Source organism: Flavobacterium sp. KH_001 (assembly GCF_057840745.1).
In genome coordinates this window covers 338,076-359,524 of the sequence record NZ_CM174520.1, presented here as the reverse complement: position 1 = coordinate 359,524, position 21,449 = coordinate 338,076, and the positions used below count along the sequence as shown (strand labels likewise).

General features: G+C 32.7%; 16 protein-coding genes and 2 tRNA genes. 11 read left to right on the top strand and 7 right to left on the bottom strand.

Features of this window, described 5'->3' with window-relative positions; all coding sequences use genetic code 11:
- The first annotated feature begins 41 nt into the window (after positions 1-41).
- From AC3ITQ_RS01645 to AC3ITQ_RS01635, 3 genes are all read left to right on the top strand, one after another.
- Positions 42-308 (top strand): hypothetical protein, encoded by a 267-nt coding sequence (locus AC3ITQ_RS01645; protein WP_026982865.1) that lies wholly within the window; start codon positions 42-44, stop codon positions 306-308.
- 78 nt (positions 309-386) lie between these two features.
- Positions 387-460, top strand: a tRNA-Thr gene (locus AC3ITQ_RS01640).
- A 105-nt stretch (positions 461-565) separates the two neighbouring features.
- Positions 566-639 (top strand) — tRNA-Thr (locus tag AC3ITQ_RS01635).
- Between the two features lie 198 nt (positions 640-837).
- On the opposite strand, the gene AC3ITQ_RS01630 is transcribed toward AC3ITQ_RS01635, so the two are convergent.
- From AC3ITQ_RS01630 to htpG, 3 genes are all read right to left on the bottom strand, one after another.
- Positions 838-1,554: a DUF4369 domain-containing protein gene (locus AC3ITQ_RS01630; RefSeq protein ID WP_489236554.1), complete on the bottom strand. Its 717-nt coding sequence runs from the start codon at positions 1,552-1,554 to the stop codon at positions 838-840.
- Between the two features lie 131 nt (positions 1,555-1,685).
- Positions 1,686-2,501: a hypothetical protein gene (locus AC3ITQ_RS01625; RefSeq protein WP_489236553.1), complete on the bottom strand. Its 816-nt coding sequence runs from the start codon at positions 2,499-2,501 to the stop codon at positions 1,686-1,688.
- A 125-nt stretch (positions 2,502-2,626) separates the two neighbouring features.
- Positions 2,627-4,510, bottom strand: a complete 1,884-nt coding sequence (htpG, locus tag AC3ITQ_RS01620; RefSeq protein ID WP_489236552.1) for a molecular chaperone HtpG — start codon at positions 4,508-4,510, stop codon at positions 2,627-2,629.
- Positions 4,511-4,711: 201 nt separating this feature from the next.
- On the opposite strand from htpG, the gene AC3ITQ_RS01615 reads away from it, so the two are divergent.
- Together AC3ITQ_RS01615 and AC3ITQ_RS01610 are read left to right on the top strand one after the other, a co-directional pair.
- Positions 4,712-5,215, top strand: a complete 504-nt coding sequence (locus AC3ITQ_RS01615) for a hypothetical protein (RefSeq protein ID WP_489236551.1) — start codon at positions 4,712-4,714, stop codon at positions 5,213-5,215.
- Positions 5,216-5,232: 17 nt separating this feature from the next.
- Positions 5,233-5,928, top strand: coding sequence for a YiaD family glycine zipper/OmpA-like lipoprotein (locus tag AC3ITQ_RS01610; protein WP_489236550.1), 696 nt, complete (start codon positions 5,233-5,235; stop codon positions 5,926-5,928).
- A gap of 71 nt (positions 5,929-5,999) precedes the next feature.
- On the opposite strand, the gene AC3ITQ_RS01605 is transcribed toward AC3ITQ_RS01610, so the two are convergent.
- Positions 6,000-6,842, bottom strand: coding sequence for a carboxypeptidase-like regulatory domain-containing protein (locus tag AC3ITQ_RS01605; RefSeq protein ID WP_489236549.1), 843 nt, complete (start codon positions 6,840-6,842; stop codon positions 6,000-6,002).
- 267 nt (positions 6,843-7,109) lie between these two features.
- Here AC3ITQ_RS01605 and AC3ITQ_RS01600 point away from each other — a divergent pair, with 267 nt between their 5' ends.
- Positions 7,110-8,060: an ABC transporter ATP-binding protein gene (locus AC3ITQ_RS01600; protein WP_489238878.1), complete on the top strand. Its 951-nt coding sequence runs from the start codon at positions 7,110-7,112 to the stop codon at positions 8,058-8,060.
- 102 nt (positions 8,061-8,162) lie between these two features.
- On the opposite strand, the gene AC3ITQ_RS01595 is transcribed toward AC3ITQ_RS01600, so the two are convergent.
- Positions 8,163-10,574, bottom strand: coding sequence for an alpha/beta hydrolase family protein (locus AC3ITQ_RS01595; protein WP_489236548.1), 2,412 nt, complete (start codon positions 10,572-10,574; stop codon positions 8,163-8,165).
- Between the two features lie 261 nt (positions 10,575-10,835).
- On the opposite strand from AC3ITQ_RS01595, the gene AC3ITQ_RS01590 reads away from it, so the two are divergent.
- Positions 10,836-11,843 carry a 3-oxoacyl-ACP synthase III family protein gene (locus AC3ITQ_RS01590; protein ID WP_056195595.1) on the top strand — a complete coding sequence of 336 codons (1,008 nt, stop codon included), beginning with the start codon at positions 10,836-10,838 and terminating at the stop codon, positions 11,841-11,843.
- A gap of 97 nt (positions 11,844-11,940) precedes the next feature.
- Positions 11,941-12,612: a copper homeostasis protein CutC gene (locus AC3ITQ_RS01585; protein ID WP_489236547.1), complete on the top strand. Its 672-nt coding sequence runs from the start codon at positions 11,941-11,943 to the stop codon at positions 12,610-12,612.
- 91 nt (positions 12,613-12,703) lie between these two features.
- Here the strand turns inward: AC3ITQ_RS01585 and AC3ITQ_RS01580 are convergent, their stop codons facing one another.
- Positions 12,704-15,121 carry a TonB-dependent receptor gene (locus tag AC3ITQ_RS01580; protein ID WP_375033620.1) on the bottom strand — a complete coding sequence of 806 codons (2,418 nt, stop codon included), beginning with the start codon at positions 15,119-15,121 and terminating at the stop codon, positions 12,704-12,706.
- 323 nt (positions 15,122-15,444) lie between these two features.
- On the opposite strand from AC3ITQ_RS01580, the gene argS reads away from it, so the two are divergent.
- Positions 15,445-17,223, top strand: a complete 1,779-nt coding sequence (gene argS / locus AC3ITQ_RS01575; RefSeq protein ID WP_489236546.1) for an arginine--tRNA ligase — start codon at positions 15,445-15,447, stop codon at positions 17,221-17,223.
- A gap of 342 nt (positions 17,224-17,565) precedes the next feature.
- Positions 17,566-18,276, top strand: a complete 711-nt coding sequence (locus AC3ITQ_RS01570) for a hypothetical protein (RefSeq protein WP_489236545.1) — start codon at positions 17,566-17,568, stop codon at positions 18,274-18,276.
- An 85-nt stretch (positions 18,277-18,361) separates the two neighbouring features.
- Here AC3ITQ_RS01570 and AC3ITQ_RS01565 read toward each other — a convergent pair whose 3' ends face one another.
- Positions 18,362-19,264, bottom strand: coding sequence for a DUF6607 family protein (locus AC3ITQ_RS01565; RefSeq protein ID WP_489236544.1), 903 nt, complete (start codon positions 19,262-19,264; stop codon positions 18,362-18,364).
- Positions 19,265-19,369: 105 nt separating this feature from the next.
- On the opposite strand from AC3ITQ_RS01565, the gene AC3ITQ_RS01560 reads away from it, so the two are divergent.
- The gene (locus tag AC3ITQ_RS01560) at positions 19,370-21,436 is read left to right on the top strand and encodes a TonB-dependent receptor plug domain-containing protein (RefSeq protein WP_489236543.1); all 2,067 of its coding nucleotides are present in this window, start codon (positions 19,370-19,372) and stop codon (positions 21,434-21,436) included.
- Positions 21,437-21,449 lie beyond the last annotated feature (13 nt).

The window sequence follows — 21,449 nt, the reverse complement described above, 5'->3', positions numbered from 1 at the left end:
TATATGTACTTTTGCAGACGCAAATTAAAATTAAAATAAAAATGGCAAACGTTAAAAATTTAAAGAAAGACATCAACTTCGTATTAGGAGATATTATTGAGGCAATTTACTTATTTGAAATGTCTACTACAGGAAATCCTACTCCAGAAACGAATGCTTTGATCGATCAGGCTATTGCTGCTTTCGATACTTTGATCACAAAAGTGAACGCAAAGAACGTTGAAAACAAAAAAGCGCACTTCAAACAAATCAATGTTGAATTGGAAGAAACTGCTAATCAATTGATTGCTAAAATCAACGAATTGTAAGCGAAAAAAAGTATAAAAAAGTGCAAATTTATTTTGGTAAAACGAAAAACCGCTTTATATTTGCATCCGTAATGAGTCGCCAGCGTAGCTCAGTTGGCTAGAGCAGCTGATTTGTAATCAGCAGGTCGTGGGTTCGAGTCCCTCCGCCGGCTCAACATAAAACCATCACTTTTAGTGGTGGTTTTTTATTTAAATTTATTGCAAATTTATTTTGGTAAAAACGAAAATCCGTTTTATATTTGCACCCGTAATGAGTCGCCAGCGTAGCTCAGTTGGCTAGAGCAGCTGATTTGTAATCAGCAGGTCGTGGGTTCGAGTCCCTCCGCCGGCTCAACATAAAACCATCACTTTTTAGTGGTGGTTTTTTTTTGCTCAAAACTTTTATGAAAATTCCAAAATTGAAATCCCAAATTCCAATTGCAGCTATTTTTACTTTTATTAAGTTTGGAATTTGGAATTTCAATTTTGGAATTTTACCCCATAAAAAAAGTCCTGAATATAATTCAGGACTTTTTTTATGGGGTAAAAACTATTTTTGTTCTTGCTTTTTAATGTCAGCAACATATTTGGTTAGCTTTTTTCCGTAAAGTGATTGTGCTACTTTTGGAGTCATTGATTTTTGAATGGTATCAAGAAACTTAATGTTGATGTCATAAATCTCAGCTAAAGCGATATACGGTGCTATTTCGTGATCTTTGTGGTTAATGGCGAAGTTTGTGGCGTACAAGTATTTTCTCTTGATATTAGATTGTTGTTTTGCATCAATACTATCCACTGCTTTTTGATCTTGTCTTTTAAGTGCTCTAAATTTTGATTCAACCATGTTTAGGTTTTCATCATTAAAACGAGAGTTTATCTTTTTGTATTCTTCATACAATTCCTGATTTCTTGATCCTGTTATTTTAGCACCGTAAATAAAATTATCCAAGTTAGTTTCGATATTAATATTTCCAGGTTCTGCAAAGAATAGTATGTTATTATCCATCGAGTTACTTACTCCGCGATCCAGGAATAAATAAAGCATCTCAGGAGATTCTAATTTGATATCGCGTTCAAAAGCCGAATTTCCATCTATTTTAACACTGTCTATTGCGACAAGTGAGGTGTCAACAATTCTTTGAATATATAAAGTTCCGTTTTTTAATCCTTTAATGTTTCCTGTGATGTGCAGGTTGTCAGTAGATTCTTTTTTGCTGCATGATGCTAATAGGGCAATGGCGACAAAGGCAATAATTGATTTTTTCATTGGTTTTTAGATTTTGGTGCAAAATAAAGAAAATAGTTTGAATGTAGTGTTTGGGATTTAAATTTTAATAAAAAATAAATCCCAATTTAGAAATAAATTGGGATTGCTGTATTTTTATAAAAATGAGGCTTTTACATGGCTAAAGTATAGCTAATGCCACTTTCATGAGTATAAGTGAATATGCTGTCACAATCATTGTTTCCGTAGTCAATAACACCTTTAAGAAATCCGCCTTCTACTTTTAATTTTCCTTTAGAGATATAAGCGCATGATTGTTTTTTAACTAGTGTTTCCTGAACGGTCAAGGTTAGGGTTGCATCTTTGTCTGTTGTTACTGTATGGGTTCCTTCTGTCATTTCATATACATTATCTGTTAAAACATAAGGAGTGTCAACACCTGCTGTTTGTTTTACAGTATGCATGCCGGAGTTTGTATACACTCTTCCCTGAAGATCAGTAAATTTTCCGTTAGTAACTTTTCTGCTCCATTGTGGTACAGTTGCAACAGTAGTAGTATTTGTGTATTCAATTGTTCCTTCCAGTTTTATTCCGTTAATAGAATAGTCAATTCTTTCAATAGTTAATTTGCTTCCGGTTGTAATAATTGGTCCTGAAAGCGTAATTTTTAGTTTTCCTTTTCTTAAAAGTTGATTGTCTGTACAACCTGCTGTTCCATAATCAACAGTAAATACTTTTGGATAAGAATCTCCGGAAATAGTAATTGTAGCACATACACCTGCAACATCTGTAGCTGATTTTGCAGTTGGTGAACTATTTGTTACCAGTAAGCCTGTATTGATGTCCATTTCGTCCGCTGCATCAATTGCGACAGAGGCTCTCACCGCGGTAGTATCGGTTTCGTTAATAACGTCGTCATTATTTGAACATGAAACATAAGTTAATGCTGTAGCGCAAATACTTAGAATTAAAAAAGCTGTTTTTTTCATAGTAGTTTTAGTTTAAGATTAGATTAAAAAGGCATTCAAATGTAATAAAAAAAATGAATTCCAATAAAAAAATCCTGTGAGTCAGACCCACAGGATTTTAAAAATTATTTTTTTTTGAAAAAACCTTATTTAATCATTTCGAAACTTCTTTTTACAAAAGCCGTTAAAGCTTCACCTTTTAGTAGGTTTTGCGATAACTTTGCTAAGTCTAAAGCTTGTTTTACCAAGTGTTCCTGATGTGTTTTGTCCTCTGTATTTAAGATACTTGTTGCTAAATCAGAATTTGTATTTACAACTAAATTGTACATTTCCGGCATATTACCCATTCCGAACATTCCACCGCCGCCTGACTGGCTCATTTCTTTCATTCTACGCATAAATTCTGGTTGCGTGATAATGAAAGGAGCTGCCTGGCTGTCCATAGCTTCTAATTGTACAGAATATGCTTTTGGAATATAAGCTTCTAATGAAGTTTTTAGCGTTTCTTTTTCTTCATTAGATAATTTAGAAATCGTGTTTTCTTCTTTTTTGATTAGATTATCAATATGATCAGAATCCACGCGAACAAAAGTCACATCTTTATTATCACCTTCAATTTTTTGAATAAGATGAGAGATAATCGGAGAATCTAAAAGCAATACTTCGTATCCTTTTTCTTTTGCTGTTTCAATATAAGAGTGTTGAGCGTCTTTATTTCCAGCATATAGCACTACCAGTTTTCCGTCTTTATCGGTTTGGTTTTCTTTTAATTTCTCTTTTAATTCTTCAAGGGTAAAGTAAGTGTCATCTACAGTTGGATACAATACAAATGCACCTGCTTTTTCGTAGAATTTATCTTCAGAAAGCATTCCGTACTCTAAAACAATTTTAATATCGTTCCATTTTGCTTCAAAATCAGCACGATTTTCATTGAATAAAGCTTTTAGTTTATCAGCAACTTTACGAGTAATGTAGTTTGAGATTTTCTTTACTGCACCATCAGCCTGTAAACCTGAACGAGAAACATTCAAAGGAATATCAGGTGAATCAATTACACCTTTTAACATTGTCAAAAATTCAGGTACAATTCCTTCTACGTTATCTGTAACGTAAACCTGGTTTTGGTACAATTGAATTTTATCTTTCTGGATTTGCATGTCTGAACCTAACTTAGGGAAGTATAAGATTCCGGTTAAGTTGAAAGGATAATCGACATTTAAATGAATGTTGAACAACGGTTCTTCAAACTGCATTGGGTACAACTCTCTGTAGAAGTTTTTGTAATCTTCCTCAGATAATTCAGATGGCTGTTTTGTCCATGCCGGGTTTGGGTTGTTGATGATGTTGTCAATTTCAACAGTTTCATTGATATAGTCTTCAGGAGCATCTTCCGGTTTTGGAAGTGTTTCTGTTTTTGTTCCGAATTTAATCGGAATAGGCATAAATTTGTTGTACTTGTTTAATAAACCAGCAATTTTTGAATCTTCTAAAAATTCAAGAGAATCTTCAGCGATATGAAGGATGATTTCAGTACCACGTGAAGTTTTGTCAGCTGGCTCCAGAGTAAATTCAGGGCTACCGTCACAAGTCCAGTGTGCAGCAGGCTCATCTTTGTATGATTTTGTAATGATTTCTACTTTTTCAGCAACCATAAAGGCAGAATAGAAACCAAGACCAAAATGGCCAATAATTCCAGAATCTTTAGCAGAATCTTTGTATTTATCAAGGAATTCTTCAGCTCCGGAAAAAGCAACCTGGTTGATATATTTTTCTACTTCGTCTGCAGTCATACCTAAACCCTGGTCGATAATATGGATTTTTTTCCCTTCTTTATCCACTTTGATTTCAATAACCGGATTTCCGTATTCAACTTTAGCTTCGCCAATGCTAATAAGGTGTTTTAATTTTAAAGTAGCATCGGTTCCATTTGAAACCAGCTCACGCAAGAAAATTTCGTGATCGCTGTATAAGAACTTTTTGATTAAGGGAAAGATGTTTTCTACTGAAACATTAATTTTACCTGTTGTCATATTTTTTAATTTTTTAGTTTAATGTGATGATTCTCATTCCTTCAAATAGAATACCAATTGTTTTTTAGGTGACAAAATGACCGAAGTGTTAATTTTGAAAGAAAATAATTAGATTTTGGAACTGTTAATATTTCAATGAATCGTATATTTGTGGTACAGTAATTGTTAAACCTGTAAGTATTAACTTAAATAATGTATAAAATGAAGAAAATTCTTTTCATTTGCATGATCGCCACAATGGTATTCGCGTGTAAATCAGCTTCGTCAACAAAAGCTTCAACAGAAGCAACAACGCTTTCGACTAAACTTGACAAATCGACTCAAGTAGCACTTAAAGGAAATTGGGTCTTAACTAATGTATCTTACCCAGGTTCAGAGTATATCAAAGTAACTTCATTTGATCTTGCAGATTCTAAATGTTTTATTGGTAGTACCTGGAGTTTTATTTCGAATAATAATAAAGGTACAATGACATTGACAGCCCCAAGTTGTACAGCATTTACTTCTCCAATTGTGTGGAGTATAAATAATCAAGGTCTTTTTGTACTAAAAATTGTTAATCCTGGAACAAAATCGAAAAACGTTAAGGAAGGTTATTTACTAAAAGTTGCAGGTGTAACCGACAACTCTTTTGAGTTAATAGACAACATTAATGTAGGTGGACAAACTAAAGATGTTACTTACCAATTTCAAAGAGCCAATTAATATTAAAATATATACACATGAAAAAGATAACAGTTTTAGGGTTGAGTAGTTTACTTGTATTAGTTAGTTTTTTTGCAAGCTGCGATTCAGTTAAAAATGCAAATAACACACAAAAAGGAGCCGGAATTGGAGTAGTTGCCGGTGGTCTTATTGGTGGTATTTTAGGAAATAATTTAGGAAAAGGCGGAAACGCTGCTTTAGGTGCTGCAATTGGTGCTGCCGTTGGTGGTGGAACCGGAGCGCTTATTGGAAACAAAATGGACAAGCAAGCTCGTGAAATCGATCAGGCTTTACCTGGTGCAGATGTTGAAAGGGTAGGTGAAGGAATTCACTTAACTTTAAACGAAAATGCAGTTCGTTTTGATACAAATAAATCAACTTTGACTACTCAGGCAAAAGCTAATCTTGATAAATTAATCCCTGTATTTACTGAATACGGAGATACTAATATCGAAATTTTTGGTTATACAGATAACACTGGAAAACCAGAGTACAACTTAACGCTTTCAGGTCAAAGAGCTGCTTCTGTGCAAGCTTATTTAGTTTCAAAAGGATTAAAATCAAGCCGTTTCAAAACTTCAGGTTTAGGAATTGCTGATCCAATTGCAACAAATGATACTCCGGAAGGAAGAAGCCAAAACCGTCGTGTTGAGTTTGCTATTACAGCAAATGACAAAATGGTAAATGATGCTAAAACTGAAGCTGGAAAATAGTTTCTAAGACAATAAAAAATTTTAAAAGCTGTTTCTTAATTGAAGCAGCTTTTTTTTATTTGGATTTGAAATTACTGTTGATAAGTTAAAATCATAGATGATGATATTTTTCCATACTTTTCCCAAGTTCCCTGACTTCCAAATTTGTAATAATGAGTAGAGCTAAAGGATGGAATTATAATAGGAAGGCTTAATTTGTTGCCCTCATTCGAATGCTCAATCCATTCTACAGTGAGAATAATATCTTGCTGAGTAACAATGTTAAAGGGGGTTAAATCAATTATAGCCCAGTCTTTAAAGTTATTTTCGACTTCAATAAAAATATTAGAATTAGTAAGTTTTTTATCAGGCTTATTATCTTTTAAACTGTAAATATTAATTCTGAATTTGACTTTATTAAAGTTGTTCTCTTTAATGTAAAATTTGAATTCCGTTAATAAACTTGCCTTTTTTGATCCTATTGAAAATTTCTTGCCAATTTCCGTTCCTAAATTCATGTTTTTATAATTTGGATTGGCAAATAATACTTGATGTTTGGTTTCGGTTTTATCTTTTCCTTCAGTATAGATTTTCAAATTATTTTTTGAAAGAATAACTTCATCCAGTTTTTCAATATGATTTTCAAGAATTATAGTTGTCTTTTCTTGATTTAAATCTTTTACTAAATAATCTCTTGGAATATATGACAGGGAAGAAAACCTAAGTGTATCCAAGCCAGTAGTATTTTCAAGAATAAAGGAAAATTCCCCATTTTGATCAGAAACGGTACCAACAGGTTTATTTAAAATCCCAATATTAGCGTACGGAATTGGATTTTTTAAACTGTCTAGGACAATTCCTCGAACTGTTTTGCCTTGCGAATAAATAAATGTTGAAAAGGATAGTAAAAAAAGAATTCCAAGTTTTTTTTGCATAGGATAAATTTGTTAAAGAAAGATAAAGGTTGAAAATTATAATTTAACCGATGATTTTTTATAAAGTGATATAACATGCAATAATTAGATATTTTTGCATGTTATATTACTTAGCAAAATGAATTACGTATTAAAAATACAAGCAATATATTTTTCTTACAATATTACTGATTTTAGTAATTGAATAACAATTTAAAATAACAAAGTGATTTTATTTTTTTACTTTAGAAATTAAACATTGTAAATTTGGACTTTCAAATACAACCCATGCTCGACATTCAGAATATTTCATTTTCATATACCGATAAACCTGTTATTAAAGACGTTTCTTTTACTATAAACAAAGGTGAAAACATTGCTATTATTGGCGAAAGTGGCTGCGGAAAAAGTACGCTTCTTAAGCTTATGTATGGTTTGTTCGATTTAGATGAAGGCAAGATTTTTTATAATGAAAAACCAATTTTAGGACCGAAATACAATTTGATTCCAGGTATGCCTTTCATGAAATACCTGGCACAGGATTTTGATTTGTCCCCATATGAAACGGTTGCAGAAAATGTTGGAAAATTTCTTTCGAATGGTTTTGCTAACATGAAAAAATTGCGCGTTCAGGAATTACTGGAGATGGTCGAGATGGAATCTTTCTCTAATGTAAAAGCTAAATTTTTAAGTGGAGGACAACAACAACGTGTCGCTTTGGTCAGAGTTTTGGCTTTGGAGCCAGAAGTGATTTTACTAGATGAACCTTTTAGCCAAATAGATGCTTTTCGTAAAAATGCATTGCGCCGAAATTTGTTCCGATATTTAAAGCAAAAGGGAATTACCTGCATCATTGCAACACACGATAGTACTGATGCATTATCATTTGCTGATGAAGCTATAGTAATGCGAAATGGAGAAATCATTGTAAAAGATAATCCAACAAAAATTTATGAAGATCCTCAAACGAAATATGTGGCATCCTTATTTGGTGAAGTAAATGAAATTCCAACTCATTTATTACTCGATTATGAAGATGAAACACACAAAACATTAGTTTATCCCCATCAGTTAAAAATGCTTTCTGAGTCTAAATTACCGGTGAAGATTAGAAGAACTTATTTTAGAGGAAATCATTATTTAATTGAAACCGTTTATAAAAGACAATTAATCTTTTTTGAAAGTGAAATTGATTTGCCGCTGGAACAAGAAATTTCCTTAGGTTTGAATTATCTTTAATTAGAAAATTTGTCAATTAGATAATTAGATAATTCTTTTTACATTATAAATGAAGAAACCGACAGTCTTGAAAGCTGTCGGTTTCTTCATTTTAATTTAAATCTAGTTTTTTAAATACTTTTCTAAGAACTGATCTTGCTCCCAAAGTAAGTGTAGAATATTTTCTTTGGCAACATAACTATGTGCTTCTTTCGGTAAAATTACCATTCTGGCATTTGCTCCTAAACCTTTTAAAGCTTGGAAATAACGTTCTGTTTGTAAAGTAAAAGTTCCAGGGTTGTTATCTGCTTCACCATGAACTAGTAAAAGTGGTGTTTTCATTTTGTCAGCATTCATAAAAGGTGACATTGTATTGTAAACTTCCGGAACTTCCCAATAGTTACGTTGCTCTGTCTGGAATCCGAATGGAGTCAGCGTTCTATTGTATGCACCGCTTCTGGCAATTCCACACGCAAAAAGATTAGAATGTGTCAATAAATTTGCCGTCATGAAAGCACCATAAGAATGCCCTCCAACTGCCACTTTTTTACGGTTAATATATCCTAAAGCATCAACAGCATCAATTGCCGCTGCTGCGTTATCTACCAACTGAGAAATGAAATTGTCATTAGGTTCTGTTGTTCCTTCTCCAATAATTGGGAAAGCAGCATCGTCTAAAACTACATATCCTTTTGTTACCCAATAAACAAATGATCCGTAATAAGGAAAAGTAAATTCATTTGAGTTTTGAGTCGATTGTCCCGCACTGTTTTTGTCTTTGTATTCTGCCGGATAAGCCCAGATCAATAACGGTAATTTTTCTTTTTTTACTTTGTCATAACCTGCAGGCAAATATAAAGTCCCAGATAATTCAACACCGTCTTTACGTTTGTATTTGATTACTTCTTTGCTGACATTTTTAATACTTTCAAACGGATTTTTAAAAGTTGTTATTGGCGTCAGACTGTTTTGTTTTTTGATGTTTCTGAAATAATAATTAGGATATTCATTTTTCGATTGAATCTGAACTAAAACTTTTCCTGATTTGAAATCTTCGATTTCTAATAAATCTTCTTTTTTGTCTTTATAAGGAGAAGTATAAATACGTTTTGACTGATAGGTTTTTAGATTGAACTGATCAATAAAAGGAAATTGACCTTCTTTTGTGTAACCATCTCCAATACGGTAAGCATTGTCATTCTCGATAGCTAAAACATATTTGTTGTATTCGTTCTTTTTAGTTTCAAAAATACCTGGATCTGAATATACATCCTGAGAATTTCTGTCTGTAATTACTTTTGGCTGTTGCGCAGGATTTGACGGATTTATGACATACGTTTTAGTGTTACGAGTGTCATACCATTCGTCAGAAATCATGGCAATATTGTCATTTCCCCAAATAATATCGCTAAAACGCTGAGGTGTCTTTATCAATGAAGTGGCTTCATTTGTAAAAGGAGCGTCCCAAAGAAAAACTTCGTCTCTAAAATCAACTTTATTAGCAGGATCTCCTTCGTCTAAAGCTACAGCATAATATAAAGTCGCTGGTTTATCAGTTCTCCATGCCATATCTCTTTTTCCTTTTCTCACTGCCATGAAACCTTTTGGAATCACTTCGTTAAGCGGAACTTCGTTTACAGTTTTGATCTCTTTTCCCCTAGCATCATAAACAATAGTTTTAGACGGGAATCTATATAAAGGAACTACATAGGAGAATGGTTTTTGAATCGTAGTTAGCATGATGTAATTTCCGTCTGGAGAAATTTTTTCACCAAAATACATAGCTGTATCTTTAAACAAGGTTGCAGTTCCGTTTAAATTTACTTTGTATAATTCAGACGTGGTAATGTTCTCAAAGTTGATTTCATCATTCTGATTTTTTAGCATATCAGGATATGTTCTGTTCTGAGATTTTGTCCCGGATGTATTTGAGATGATTGGTCCGGTTGGTAAATCTTTTTTAGAATCTAATAATGGTTTTCTGTCTTTGGGAAGCATTTTTACCAAAATCGTTTCGTTGTCTAAAAACCAGTTAAAAGGATTTCCTAAGTTGGCGTTTACGTTTGCTTCTGTAAGTTTTGTGGCTTGCGCCGATGCAACATCCAGAACCCAAAGTTCTACGCCAGTAGCAATAGTGTTTGAGAATGCTATTTTTTTATCGTTTGGCGACCAAAGAATATTGCTTATTTTAGGATTACTTGGTAATCCGGCAACCTGAATCTCTTCCTTACCATTTACTTTTCTAACTTTTAAATTATTCAGATAGGTAACTGAACTTGATATATTCGTTATTGGATTAATTCTCAAACCTCCCAAACGAAGTTCTTCCTGATTTAAATCGTCTAATGTTTTGTAAGTGCTTCTATACATAAACAGCATGTATTCTTTTTTAGTATCCATTGATACTGTCGGAGCCCTTTCATAATCGGCTAAATCTAAAATAGATTTAGATGGTTTTTGGTAGGTTAAATTTTCTTGTGCAAAAGTAAAAAAGCCAACATTTAAGAATAATAATAGTGTAACCTTTAATTTCATAATTTGAATTTTAGTGGTTTAAAAATGGTATTCAGGATGTTTGACTAAAGTACTTCAATATTGTTACATTTTTTGAACTATTTTCATACTTTTCAGGCTTTCGATGCTAAAACTGTTTTTTCGATCAATAAAAGAACATTATCTAATGTATAATTAAATTATATTAAATTGCTAATAACGAAAAAAATAGTAATTTGGACGCTTATGTTTTAAAGTATACGTAAATTTGCAATCCAATTTTTTAACAAATAATAAAAGAATATGTATCATTCAAAAATAGCGGGCTTAGGATATTATGTTCCTTCAAATGTTGTGACCAACGATGATTTGTCTAAATTAATTGATACCAATGACGAATGGATTCAGGAACGTACCGGAATTCAGGAGCGCAGACACATCATTCGTGGAGAGGATACCACAACTTCAATGGGAGTAAAAGCAGCTAAAATTGCAATAGAACGTTCTGGCGTAGCCAAAGAAGATATTGATTTTGTAGTTTTTGCTACATTAAGTCCGGATTACTATTTTCCAGGTCCCGGAGTTTTAGTACAACGTGATTTAGGATTAAGAACAGTTGGAGCATTAGATGTTAGAAATCAATGTTCTGGTTTTGTATATGCAATTTCTGTTGCAGATCAATACATTAAAACTGGAATGTATAAAAACATTTTGGTAATTGGTTCTGAAGTGCATTCAACTGGATTAGACATGACAACTCGTGGACGAGGAGTTTCAGTGATTTTTGGAGATGGAGCAGGAGCGGCAGTTTTAAGTCGTGAAGAAGATTTATCGAAAGGAATTTTATCCACGCATTTACATTCAGAAGGACAACACGCTGAGGAATTAGCTTTGCAGGCACCCGGAATGGGAGCGCGTTGGGTAACTGATATTATTGCGGATAATGATCCAAATGACGAAAGTTACTATCCTTACATGAATGGACAATTTGTATTTAAAAATGCGGTAGTTCGTTTTGCAGAAGTAATCAACGAAGGTTTAGAAGCAAATGGTTTACAGGTTTCAGATATTGATATGTTGATTCCGCATCAGGCGAATTTGAGAATTTCACAATTCATTCAGAATAAATTCAAATTGACGGATGATCAGGTTCATAATAACATCCAGAAATACGGCAACACAACGGCAGCCTCTATTCCGATTGCTTTGACAGAAGCTTGGGAACAAGGAAAGATCAAATCTGGCGATACAGTTGTTTTAGCGGCTTTCGGAAGTGGATTTACCTGGGCGAGTGCTATTATTAAATGGTAATTTAATTCATCTTGCATTATATTTAAAACCTGCTCTGTTAAGAGTGGGTTTTTTTATAATTTAGTGGTTTGTAGTTTTTGAGAAAAATATATTCAAAATGAAAAAAAATCAACTCGAAATAGCATGTTTCAATTACGAATCGGCGATAATCGCGCAGGAAGCTGGTGCAGACAGAATCGAATTATGTGATAATATGAAACTTGGCGGAACAACTCCTAATCCGATCTTAGCGGTTAGGGTGCGTGAAAAAGTATCTATAAAAATGCATGTTATTATACGACCTCGCGGTGGAGATTTTATTTATACCGATGATGAGTTTGTTGAAATGAAACAAGACATCAAGCAATTTAAAAAACTGGGAGTTGATGGTTTTGTTTTTGGGATTTTAAAGGAAAATGGGAATATCAATAAAAGACGCAATAAAGAATTAGTTGATTTAGCTCATCCTCTTCCGTGTACGTTTCACCGGGCTTTTGATGTGGTGAAGGATGTCAAAAAATCGCTCAAAGATGTATTTGATTGTGGCTTTACAACCATTTTGACTTCTGGTCAGGGAATAAATGTGGAGGAAGGGATATTTGATTTAGAAAAAATTCAAAAATGGGCGAAAGGCAAAATTGAAATTATGCCAGGTGGCGGCTTACGGTCCTCTAATATTAAATTATTGCAGGATAAATTGGAGCCGACCTTTTATCATTCATCGGCAATAACAGACAATATGGAAACTGCAAAACCGGAAGAGATAAAAGAATTGCGAAATTTTTTATAATCTGTTTTATAAAATAGAAAAGCCTGGAGTTGGCATACTCCAGGCTTTTCTTTTCTACAAGAACTATTAAAATCTACTAATAAAAGTGGGATTAAAACATTCCACCACCACCTTTGTTAGTGTTATCTTCTCTTTGTTTACGTTGTAAGTTTTTGATTTTCCCTCCACCAAAGTTGTAAGTTAAACCTACATAAACGGTTTGGCTTTCCCATGAAAACTGTCCTGTTTGCGGGTAAGGATAAATTCCGTCAAATGAAAATTTCATGGTGTTGAAAACGTCATTGAAACGTACACTGATGTTCATCTTGTTGTCTAATAATGTATAACGTGAACCAATGTCTATTTTGTACATTTCGTTTCTGTGTTGTTGAATTTCTTCAACACCACCTCTGTAAAAACCGAATAATAAAAAGCTTAAACGTTTTGTTGGTTTAAAGTTTGAGTTCATACGAGCATTAAATGCTGATGTTGTAACAGTGCGTTCATACGGTAAACTTTCACCTGAAGCAGGATCTAATTGGAAAACTACACCATGCTGTTTTATGCTTGAAAAATCAATCGATGGCTGAATATCCCACCATTTTGTAAGTTTGTAATTTAATGAAACATCAAATCCGTAAGAGCTGCTATTGTCATAATTTGTAAAACCTAAAACTTGTTTATATCCTGAATCGTCATTTGGATCAGGACTTAATGTTCTGCTGATTTGATCGTTAATTCTTCTTACGAAAACACCTGCTGTTACACTTCCTTTTTCAAGCGTTTTAGTATAATTCATTTCTACAGAATTCGTAAACTGAGGTCTTAATTCCTGATTTCCGTAAGACGTTACCAATGGGGTAGAAAACTCACGAATAGGTTTTGTCTGTTCTAAACTAGGGCGGTCAACACGACGGCTATAACTTAATTGCAATACATTTTTCTCATTTAAATTATAAGTTAAATAAGCTGAAGGATATAAAGTGATATAATCATCATTAAAAGTTTTATAACCATAATTAAGATTTGAAGTAACCTTATAGCTTTCAAAACGAGTTCCAACCTGGTAACTGAATTTTTTGAATTTCTGACCAAAAGTTACGTAAGCTGAATAAATATCAGTGTCATAAATATAGTTAGAAATTTGATCCTCAGTAGCTACTAAAGGATTTTCAGTAGTATAATCATTAGTTGTTCTTGTAATTCTGGCTTCAGCACCAGCTTCAAGAGTCGTTTTATCATTTAACGGATTTACATAATCAACGTTAATAGTGCTTAATTTTCTTTTGTCATTAATAAAATCATTGTAAACAATGTCATTTACTGTGTTGGCAGGACTAGTTGTTTGAGTATCAAAATTTGAATTTTGAATCTCTTTAGTATCACTGTAGTTTCCTTCAAAATCTAAAGTATGTCCTTCTTTCTTAAAGATATGTTTGTAGGCTAAATTGTAAGTTCCAGTTGTACTTGGCCCTTGATATTTAGAATCTTGGTAGATGTTTAAAATGTCCGGGTCACCGTTATTATAATTAATATCAGTAAGAACAATTCCCGTTCCGGTAGATTTATTTTGGTTGGTATAAAATGACAAAGTATTGTGATCATTGATCAAGTAATCCATACCCACTTTATACAAGTAGTTGTCATTATCGTTTGAAATATCTAATTTTTGGTCTACATCCTGATCTAATCTTACGATATGACCTTCATTGTAATAAGTACCAAAATTTTGCCCTGCATTTCCAAAGAAATTTACTTTCCCAGTTTTATAATTCAAATCTAATGATTGATTGTATTTGGCCGTTTTTCCAAAAGTAATACCGCCACTATAGCTTCCGTTGAAACCAGTGTTAGCATTTTTGTGCAAAATAATGTTGATGATACCCGACATTCCTTCCGGATTGTATTTCGCACTTGGGTTTGTGATCAACTCAATTTTTTTGATAGAAGTTGATGGAATTTGTTTTAACAACTGCGCAGGATCAATATTTGATGGTCTTCCGTCAATTAATACACGTACATTATCGTTTCCACGAAGTGAAAGTTTTCCGTCCTGATCTACGTTTACTGATGGAATGTTGCTCATAATGTCAGATGCAGAAGCTCCTGCAGTAGTCAAATCTTTACCTACAGTAATTACTTTTCGGTCAATTTTTTGTTCCATTGTTGAACGTTCAGCTACTATATTTACACCTTTAAGCTGAGTCGCTTCTTCTTCAAGAGAAACATTCACAGTTGCCGTTTTTTTACTGTCGCTTAAAATTACAGAACCAATGTATTTTCTAAATCCAATGTATTGAATTTCGATTGTATAACTTTTTAAAGCTAGATTTTTAATTGTAAAGTCCCCATTGTCATCTGTGTTTACTCCTGAAACCACTTTTCCGTTGTCTTTAATAGAAACTGTTGCGTAAGAAATAGGTGCGTTATTCGATTTTTCAGAGATTTTTCCAGACACTGTTCCGGTGTTCTGGGCCTGAGCTGTTGCGATTACTGCCAGTAATGCAAACAGAAAGAGTTTTAATTTCATAATAGTACTAGTTGATTATTTTGATTTGATTGATGATGATTGTTTTTTTTGTTTTTGTTAGATTTTTTGGCTTCAAATGAATTCAAAGTTCCTATTAAGACTCTTTTGTTATCGTTATGTTACAGAAAAAAACGAAAAAGATTAAGTTTTTTTGAAGATGCCCTGTTGTTTAATAGATTAGCATTTTAGTTTTTTGATAATTTTAACATTCTATTCAAAGTGATTTTTAAGAAATTCTAAGTGTTTTGTTTAATTTTATATGTTTTTCATTTTCTGTAATTGATGAATAAGCAGTATCTTTGCTCACTTTAAAATAAGTTTACATGTCATTATCACAAATTCTTACTCCTTCTATACAAAGCGCCATTCAGGCATTATTTGATGTTACTGTTGATAAAATTGAATTTCAAACTACCCGAAAAGAGTTTGAAGGCGATATCACAATGGTGATTTTTCCATTAGTGAAATTGATCAAAAGCAATCCGGCAGAACTTGGAAATAAAATCGGAGATTATTTAGTTGAAAACGTTTCTGAGGTTGCCCGCTTTAATGTGGTTTCAGGTTTCCTGAACATTGTAATTGCAGATAGTTATTATTTGAATTTCTTTAATGAAATAAAAGACAATACAAAGTTTGGTTATGTAATACCTAGTCCAGACGATAAAGCTATTATGATCGAATATTCTTCGCCAAATACCAATAAGCCTTTACACTTAGGTCACGTTCGTAATAATTTATTAGGATATTCAGTAGCTGAAATTATCAAAGCTTCGGGTAAAAAGGTTTATAAAACGCAAATCATCAACGATCGCGGAATTCATATTTGTAAATCGATGTTGGCGTGGGAAAAATTCGGAAACGGAGAAACTCCTGAAAGTTCAAATTTAAAAGGCGATAAATTGGTAGGTAAATATTATGTGGAGTTTGATAAAGCTTACAAAGCAGAAATCAATCAACTGATAGAAACCGGTAAAACAGAAGAAGAAGCTAAAAAGCAAGCGCCAATTATTGTTGAAGCACAAGAAATGCTCCGTAAATGGGAAGCTGGTGATGAGCAGGTAATTGCACTTTGGAAAAAAATGAACCAATGGGTTTATGAAGGCTTTGCTACGACGTATACCAATCTTGGAGTTAATTTTGATAAATATTACTACGAAAGCAATACCTATTTGTTAGGGAAAGATGTTGTTCAGGTTGGACTTGATAAAGGTGTTTTCGAAAAAGATCCGGACGGTTCGGTTTGGATTGATTTGACAGATGAAGGTTTAGACCGTAAAATTGTATTGCGTTCAGACGGAACTGCTGTTTACATGACACAGGATATTGGAACTGCGATTCAGCGTGTAAAAGATATGCCAGATGTTGGCGGAATGGTTTACACAGTTGGTAACGAACAGGATCATCACTTTAAAGTTTTGTTTTTAATCTTGAAAAAACTTGGTTTTGACTGGGCTTCAAGTTTATATCATTTATCATATGGAATGGTAGATTTACCATCTGGAAAAATGAAAAGCCGTGAAGGAACCGTTGTTGATGCTGATGATTTAATGCAGGATATGACGGATACTGCGAAACAAATTTCTGAAGATTTAGGGAAATTGGAAAGTTACTCTGCAGAAGAAAAAGCTAAGTTGTACAAAACTATTGGACTTGGTGCTTTGAAATATTATATTTTAAAAATAGATCCTAAAAAACGTATTTTATTTAATCCGGAAGAATCTGTTGATTTTGCAGGAAATACTGGGCCGTTTATTCAATATACATACGCGAGAATTCGATCAATAATCCGTAAAGCCGACTTTGATTTTTCAGCAAAAACAAATACAGTAGAATTGCACGAAAAAGAGAAAGAATTGGTAAAACAAATTGAACTTTTCCCTGAGATAATTCAAAATGCCGCACAAAATCATAGTCCGGCTTTGATTGCAAATTATACTTATGATTTGGTAAAAGAATACAATTCATTTTATCAATCTGTTCATATTTTAGGAGAAGTTGATTTAACTAAAAAGATTTTCAGAGTACAGCTTTCGCAAAAAGTTGCCGAAGTTATAAAATCTGCTTTAACATTATTAGGAATTGAAGTTCCGGAGAGAATGTAAACGTATGGACATAAAAAGTAAAGAGCCGGTAATTTAATTATCGGCTCTTTTTTTATATCCTATTATCAGATACAGTTTGGAGATTAGTGCGTTTATAACAAAGTAAAAATAAATTAATTATAATGAATTGGTTAAGGATTTGTTAAGCTGAATTTTCTTCTAAAAATATTGATTTTAGATTTGCAGCTGTGAATTTTATACTTATGTTTACAGTAAGAAAATGATTTATAAAAATACCATGATAAGCTAATAAACAAAGAAGATCCCCAGATCTTTTATGCTTTAAATAATCGAGGAAGCTGAAAATCGTAAGAGTAAGCAAAACCAAAAACATGAAAATAAATGATTAAAAAACCTTTTTTCGTATTAGCCTTTTTATTTGCGCTAAGTACAATGAATGCACAAGATTTAATTAATCCATCTTATGGGTTCTCTCACAGTAAAACAGCCTACATTACTTTGGCAGATGGAACAGAAATCAATGGAACTATCAGAGATATTGATAGAGAAAAAGGATTAATTGAGTATATTAAATTACAAGACGCAGCTGGAAAAAAGCACAAACTTAAACCAGAAGATATTAAGTTTATGTACCTACCACCAAGCGGACTTGATAATTTAACTAAAAGTCTGGATTTTATTTCTGATTATCAAAAATGGAGTGACGATAAACTGAACCAAGCGTACATAAAAGAAGGTTACGCCTATTTTGAAACAGCTGATGTACAAGTTAAAAAGAAAACTTCAAAATTATTAATGCAACTCTTAAACCCGGGATTTAGTAAAGAGTGCAAAATATACTGTGATCCAAATGCAAAAGAAACTACTGCATTAGGAGTTGGCGGAGTTAACTTTATTGGCGGCGATGCAAAATCTTATTACGTAGCTAAAAAAGATGCACCAGCAGTTTTATTAAAGAAAAAGGAGTATAAAAAAGAATTTGCACCATTATGGGGTAGCTGTGAGAAAGTGATTTCTGCAAATCCTGAGCCTAAATGGACAGATTTAACAAAACATGTTATTACTTACTCTGAGTGTGCAGAATCAAAATAATTGTTTTGTAAACTAAAAGATATAGAATAAAAAAAGCCGATAGCATTAAAACTATCGGCTTTTTTACAACTAACACAAACCATTTTTATTTTACGAACTTGTCGATAATTTTGTCTGTTTCTGCTTTTGAAGCGTCTGGTTTTAGATCAAACAAAAGAGAATACAATGCTTTTCTATCCACTTTAGCTTCTAAGTTTAAGTCTTGATGTCTGTCAAACAACGTTTGCCATTTGTCACGAACATTTTTCCAAAGGGCGTTGTTTTCTTTCCACCATTTTTGAGCAGCAGCACATTTACTATCCGGAACTTTAGTGTAAACATCAAATCCTTTTTCCTGAGCTAGCAATACATCTTTTCCGCTGTCATCTCTAACCAGTTTGTCATTGTCTTGCTCGTGATTCCATCCAGTAGAAGTGATTTCATGAATGTTTCTTCTTTTCAAAACATTGTAGTCATTACGTTTTGTCTGCTCTCTCCTTGGTAGAGGAGCGTCAGCTACATTAGCCCAGTAATCTTTTCCGTCAACATGTACCCATGTTGATGATCCTTCATATCTTGGACTATCATCTACCTGATAAACTTTTTGAGTCCATTGTCCTTTAACTGCTTTTTTATCTAATTTTTGGTATTTCCAGGATGTTCCTTTATTGAATGAATATAAGTCTGTGTTTTCAAAAAGCCAGTCTTGTCTCCAGTGTTTGATGATCATATCATCGCTTACAATTAATAAGTGCTGCATTACAATCTTGTTTGGAGTATCTTCTAGTAAATCAACCCATTCTAAAGCAGACTCATGTTTAGTCTGTGATGGTTTGTAAGTAAGAGTATCTTTTGGATATTGAAAAGTTTCAGTAAAATTAAATTTCACTTCATAACAACCACACATTGATTTGATCGATTTGATGTCTTGTTGTTTTTTATCCTGGCTAAATCCAAGAGTACAAGTCAAAGCCGTTACGGCCGAAAAGAAGAGGCTTTTTGTAATCATAACTTATTGTTTTGTTTTTAAATTTTTTTGCAAATATATAAATTTTATTTAGAACAAATAAAAATAGTTATATATTTGCGTTCTTATTCAGACTTAATAAAAATAATGAAAATTAAAATTACCCTTTTTGCAGCAGTTCTTTTTTGCCAAATTTCTTTTTCTCAAGAAATTAAAAAAGATAGTGTTTCAGCAAATGAATTATCAGAAGTTAAAGTTACAACCGCAACGAGAACAGAAAGGGTACTTTCGTCATTGCCTTTACCAATGACAATTATTACATCAGAAGCAATTATTAAATCTGGTGTTACAAGATTAAATGAAATTTTAAGTGAACAAACAGGAATTATTTTGATTCCAGACGAAAGTGGTTTTGAGGGTATTCAAATGCAGGGTTTAGATGCTGCTTACACGATGATTCTAATTGATGGCGTGCCGCTTGTAGGAAGAAGTGCTGGTGTTCTTGACTTATCACGAGTTTCGGTTGGAAATATTGAGAGAATTGAAATTGTAAAGGGAGCCTCTTCTGCGTTATATGGTTCTGAAGCAATGGGAGGGGTAATAAATGTTATTACTAAAAAACCTAAAAAAGACATGTTTTCGGGTAGTCTTTCTTATAGGTATGCGACTTTTAATACTAATGATGCGAATACAAATCTTCTTTGGAAAAAAAAGAAATTTTCGGCTAATCTTTTTGCTAATTTTTATTCTACTGATGGTTATGATTTAGATAAAAGTACAACTTTAAAAAATGTAGAACCATTTTATAATTTTACAATTCAGCCTAAAATATATTACGATTTCTCAGAAAATTTAAAATTAATTATGAGTAACCGTTTTTATGATATGAAAATGGATAACGTCGCTATTATTGATTCTGAAAATTATAAAGGTGATGCGAAAGAAAAAGAGTGGAATTCACAGGTTAAATTAGAACATAAATGGAGTTCTAAAGTATATTCTGAATATGAATTCTATGCTACCAATTACAAAAATGATTCGTTTTTAAACGATGAGAATAATGTTACTTATGAAAGTGCTTATTACGATCAATGGCTTCTTCGTCCAGAGATTAGAACTACACTTTCACTAAAAAATGATAAATTGACTGGGGGTCTTGGATTAAATTATGAGACTTTGGATAGAACTTATTTTGATAAAAAAGTTGAGTTTAATTCACAATATGTCTTTTTACAATATGATTATAATCCAACAGAAAGATGGAATATAATAGCTGGTTTTAGATATGATAATCACAGTGTATATGCTTCACAATTCAGTCCAAAACTCGCGGCAAACTATAAAATCAACGAAAATTTATCTTTAAAATCGTCAGTGGGTTATGGTTATAAAGCGCCAGATTTCCGTCAATTATATTTTGATTTTACAAACCCCTCAGTTGGATACACTGTTTTGGGGTATAATGTAGCCGAAGCCCGATTGGATCAGCTTCAAGAGCAAGGGCAGATTTTGAGTAGAGCTGAAGGAATAAATTTTAACAGTCCATTAGAGGCTGAAAGTTCTATAAACTTCAATTTTGGAACTTTTTACAAAAAGAATAAGCTTAGGATAGATGCTAATGCTTTCTATAATTCAATAGAGAATTTGATTGACACTCGTGTTGTAGCTCAAAAAACTAATGGTCAAAATGTTTTTAGCTATTTTAATATAAGTCAAATTTTTACGTATGGTTTAGAATTTAATTCCACGTATGACTTTACTAAACAATTATCGGTTTCATTTGGATATCAATATTTAACAGCAAAGGATAAATCGGTTTTAGATAATTTCGAAGACTATCAATATATCCGTAACTCCGATTTGCAAACGTTTCAGATTAATAAATCGGATTATTTCGGATTGTATAACAGGTCTAAGCATACTGCAAATATCAAAGTTGCTTATTCTATTCCAAAAATCAAGACCGATATCAATTTGCGCGTTTTTTATAGAAGTAAATATGGAATGTTTGATACTAACGGAAATCAAATTCTGGATAAATACGACACATTTGTTGCTGATTACTTCATAACAAACTTATCTATTTCAAAATATATCGGAGATAAATTTATGCTTCAAGGAGGAGCAAACAATTTACTTGATTTTACAGATCCTAGTCAAATTAGTAACCTGGCAGGAAGGCAGCTTTTTGCACGAATTCAATATAATTTTTAATCAACATTTATTT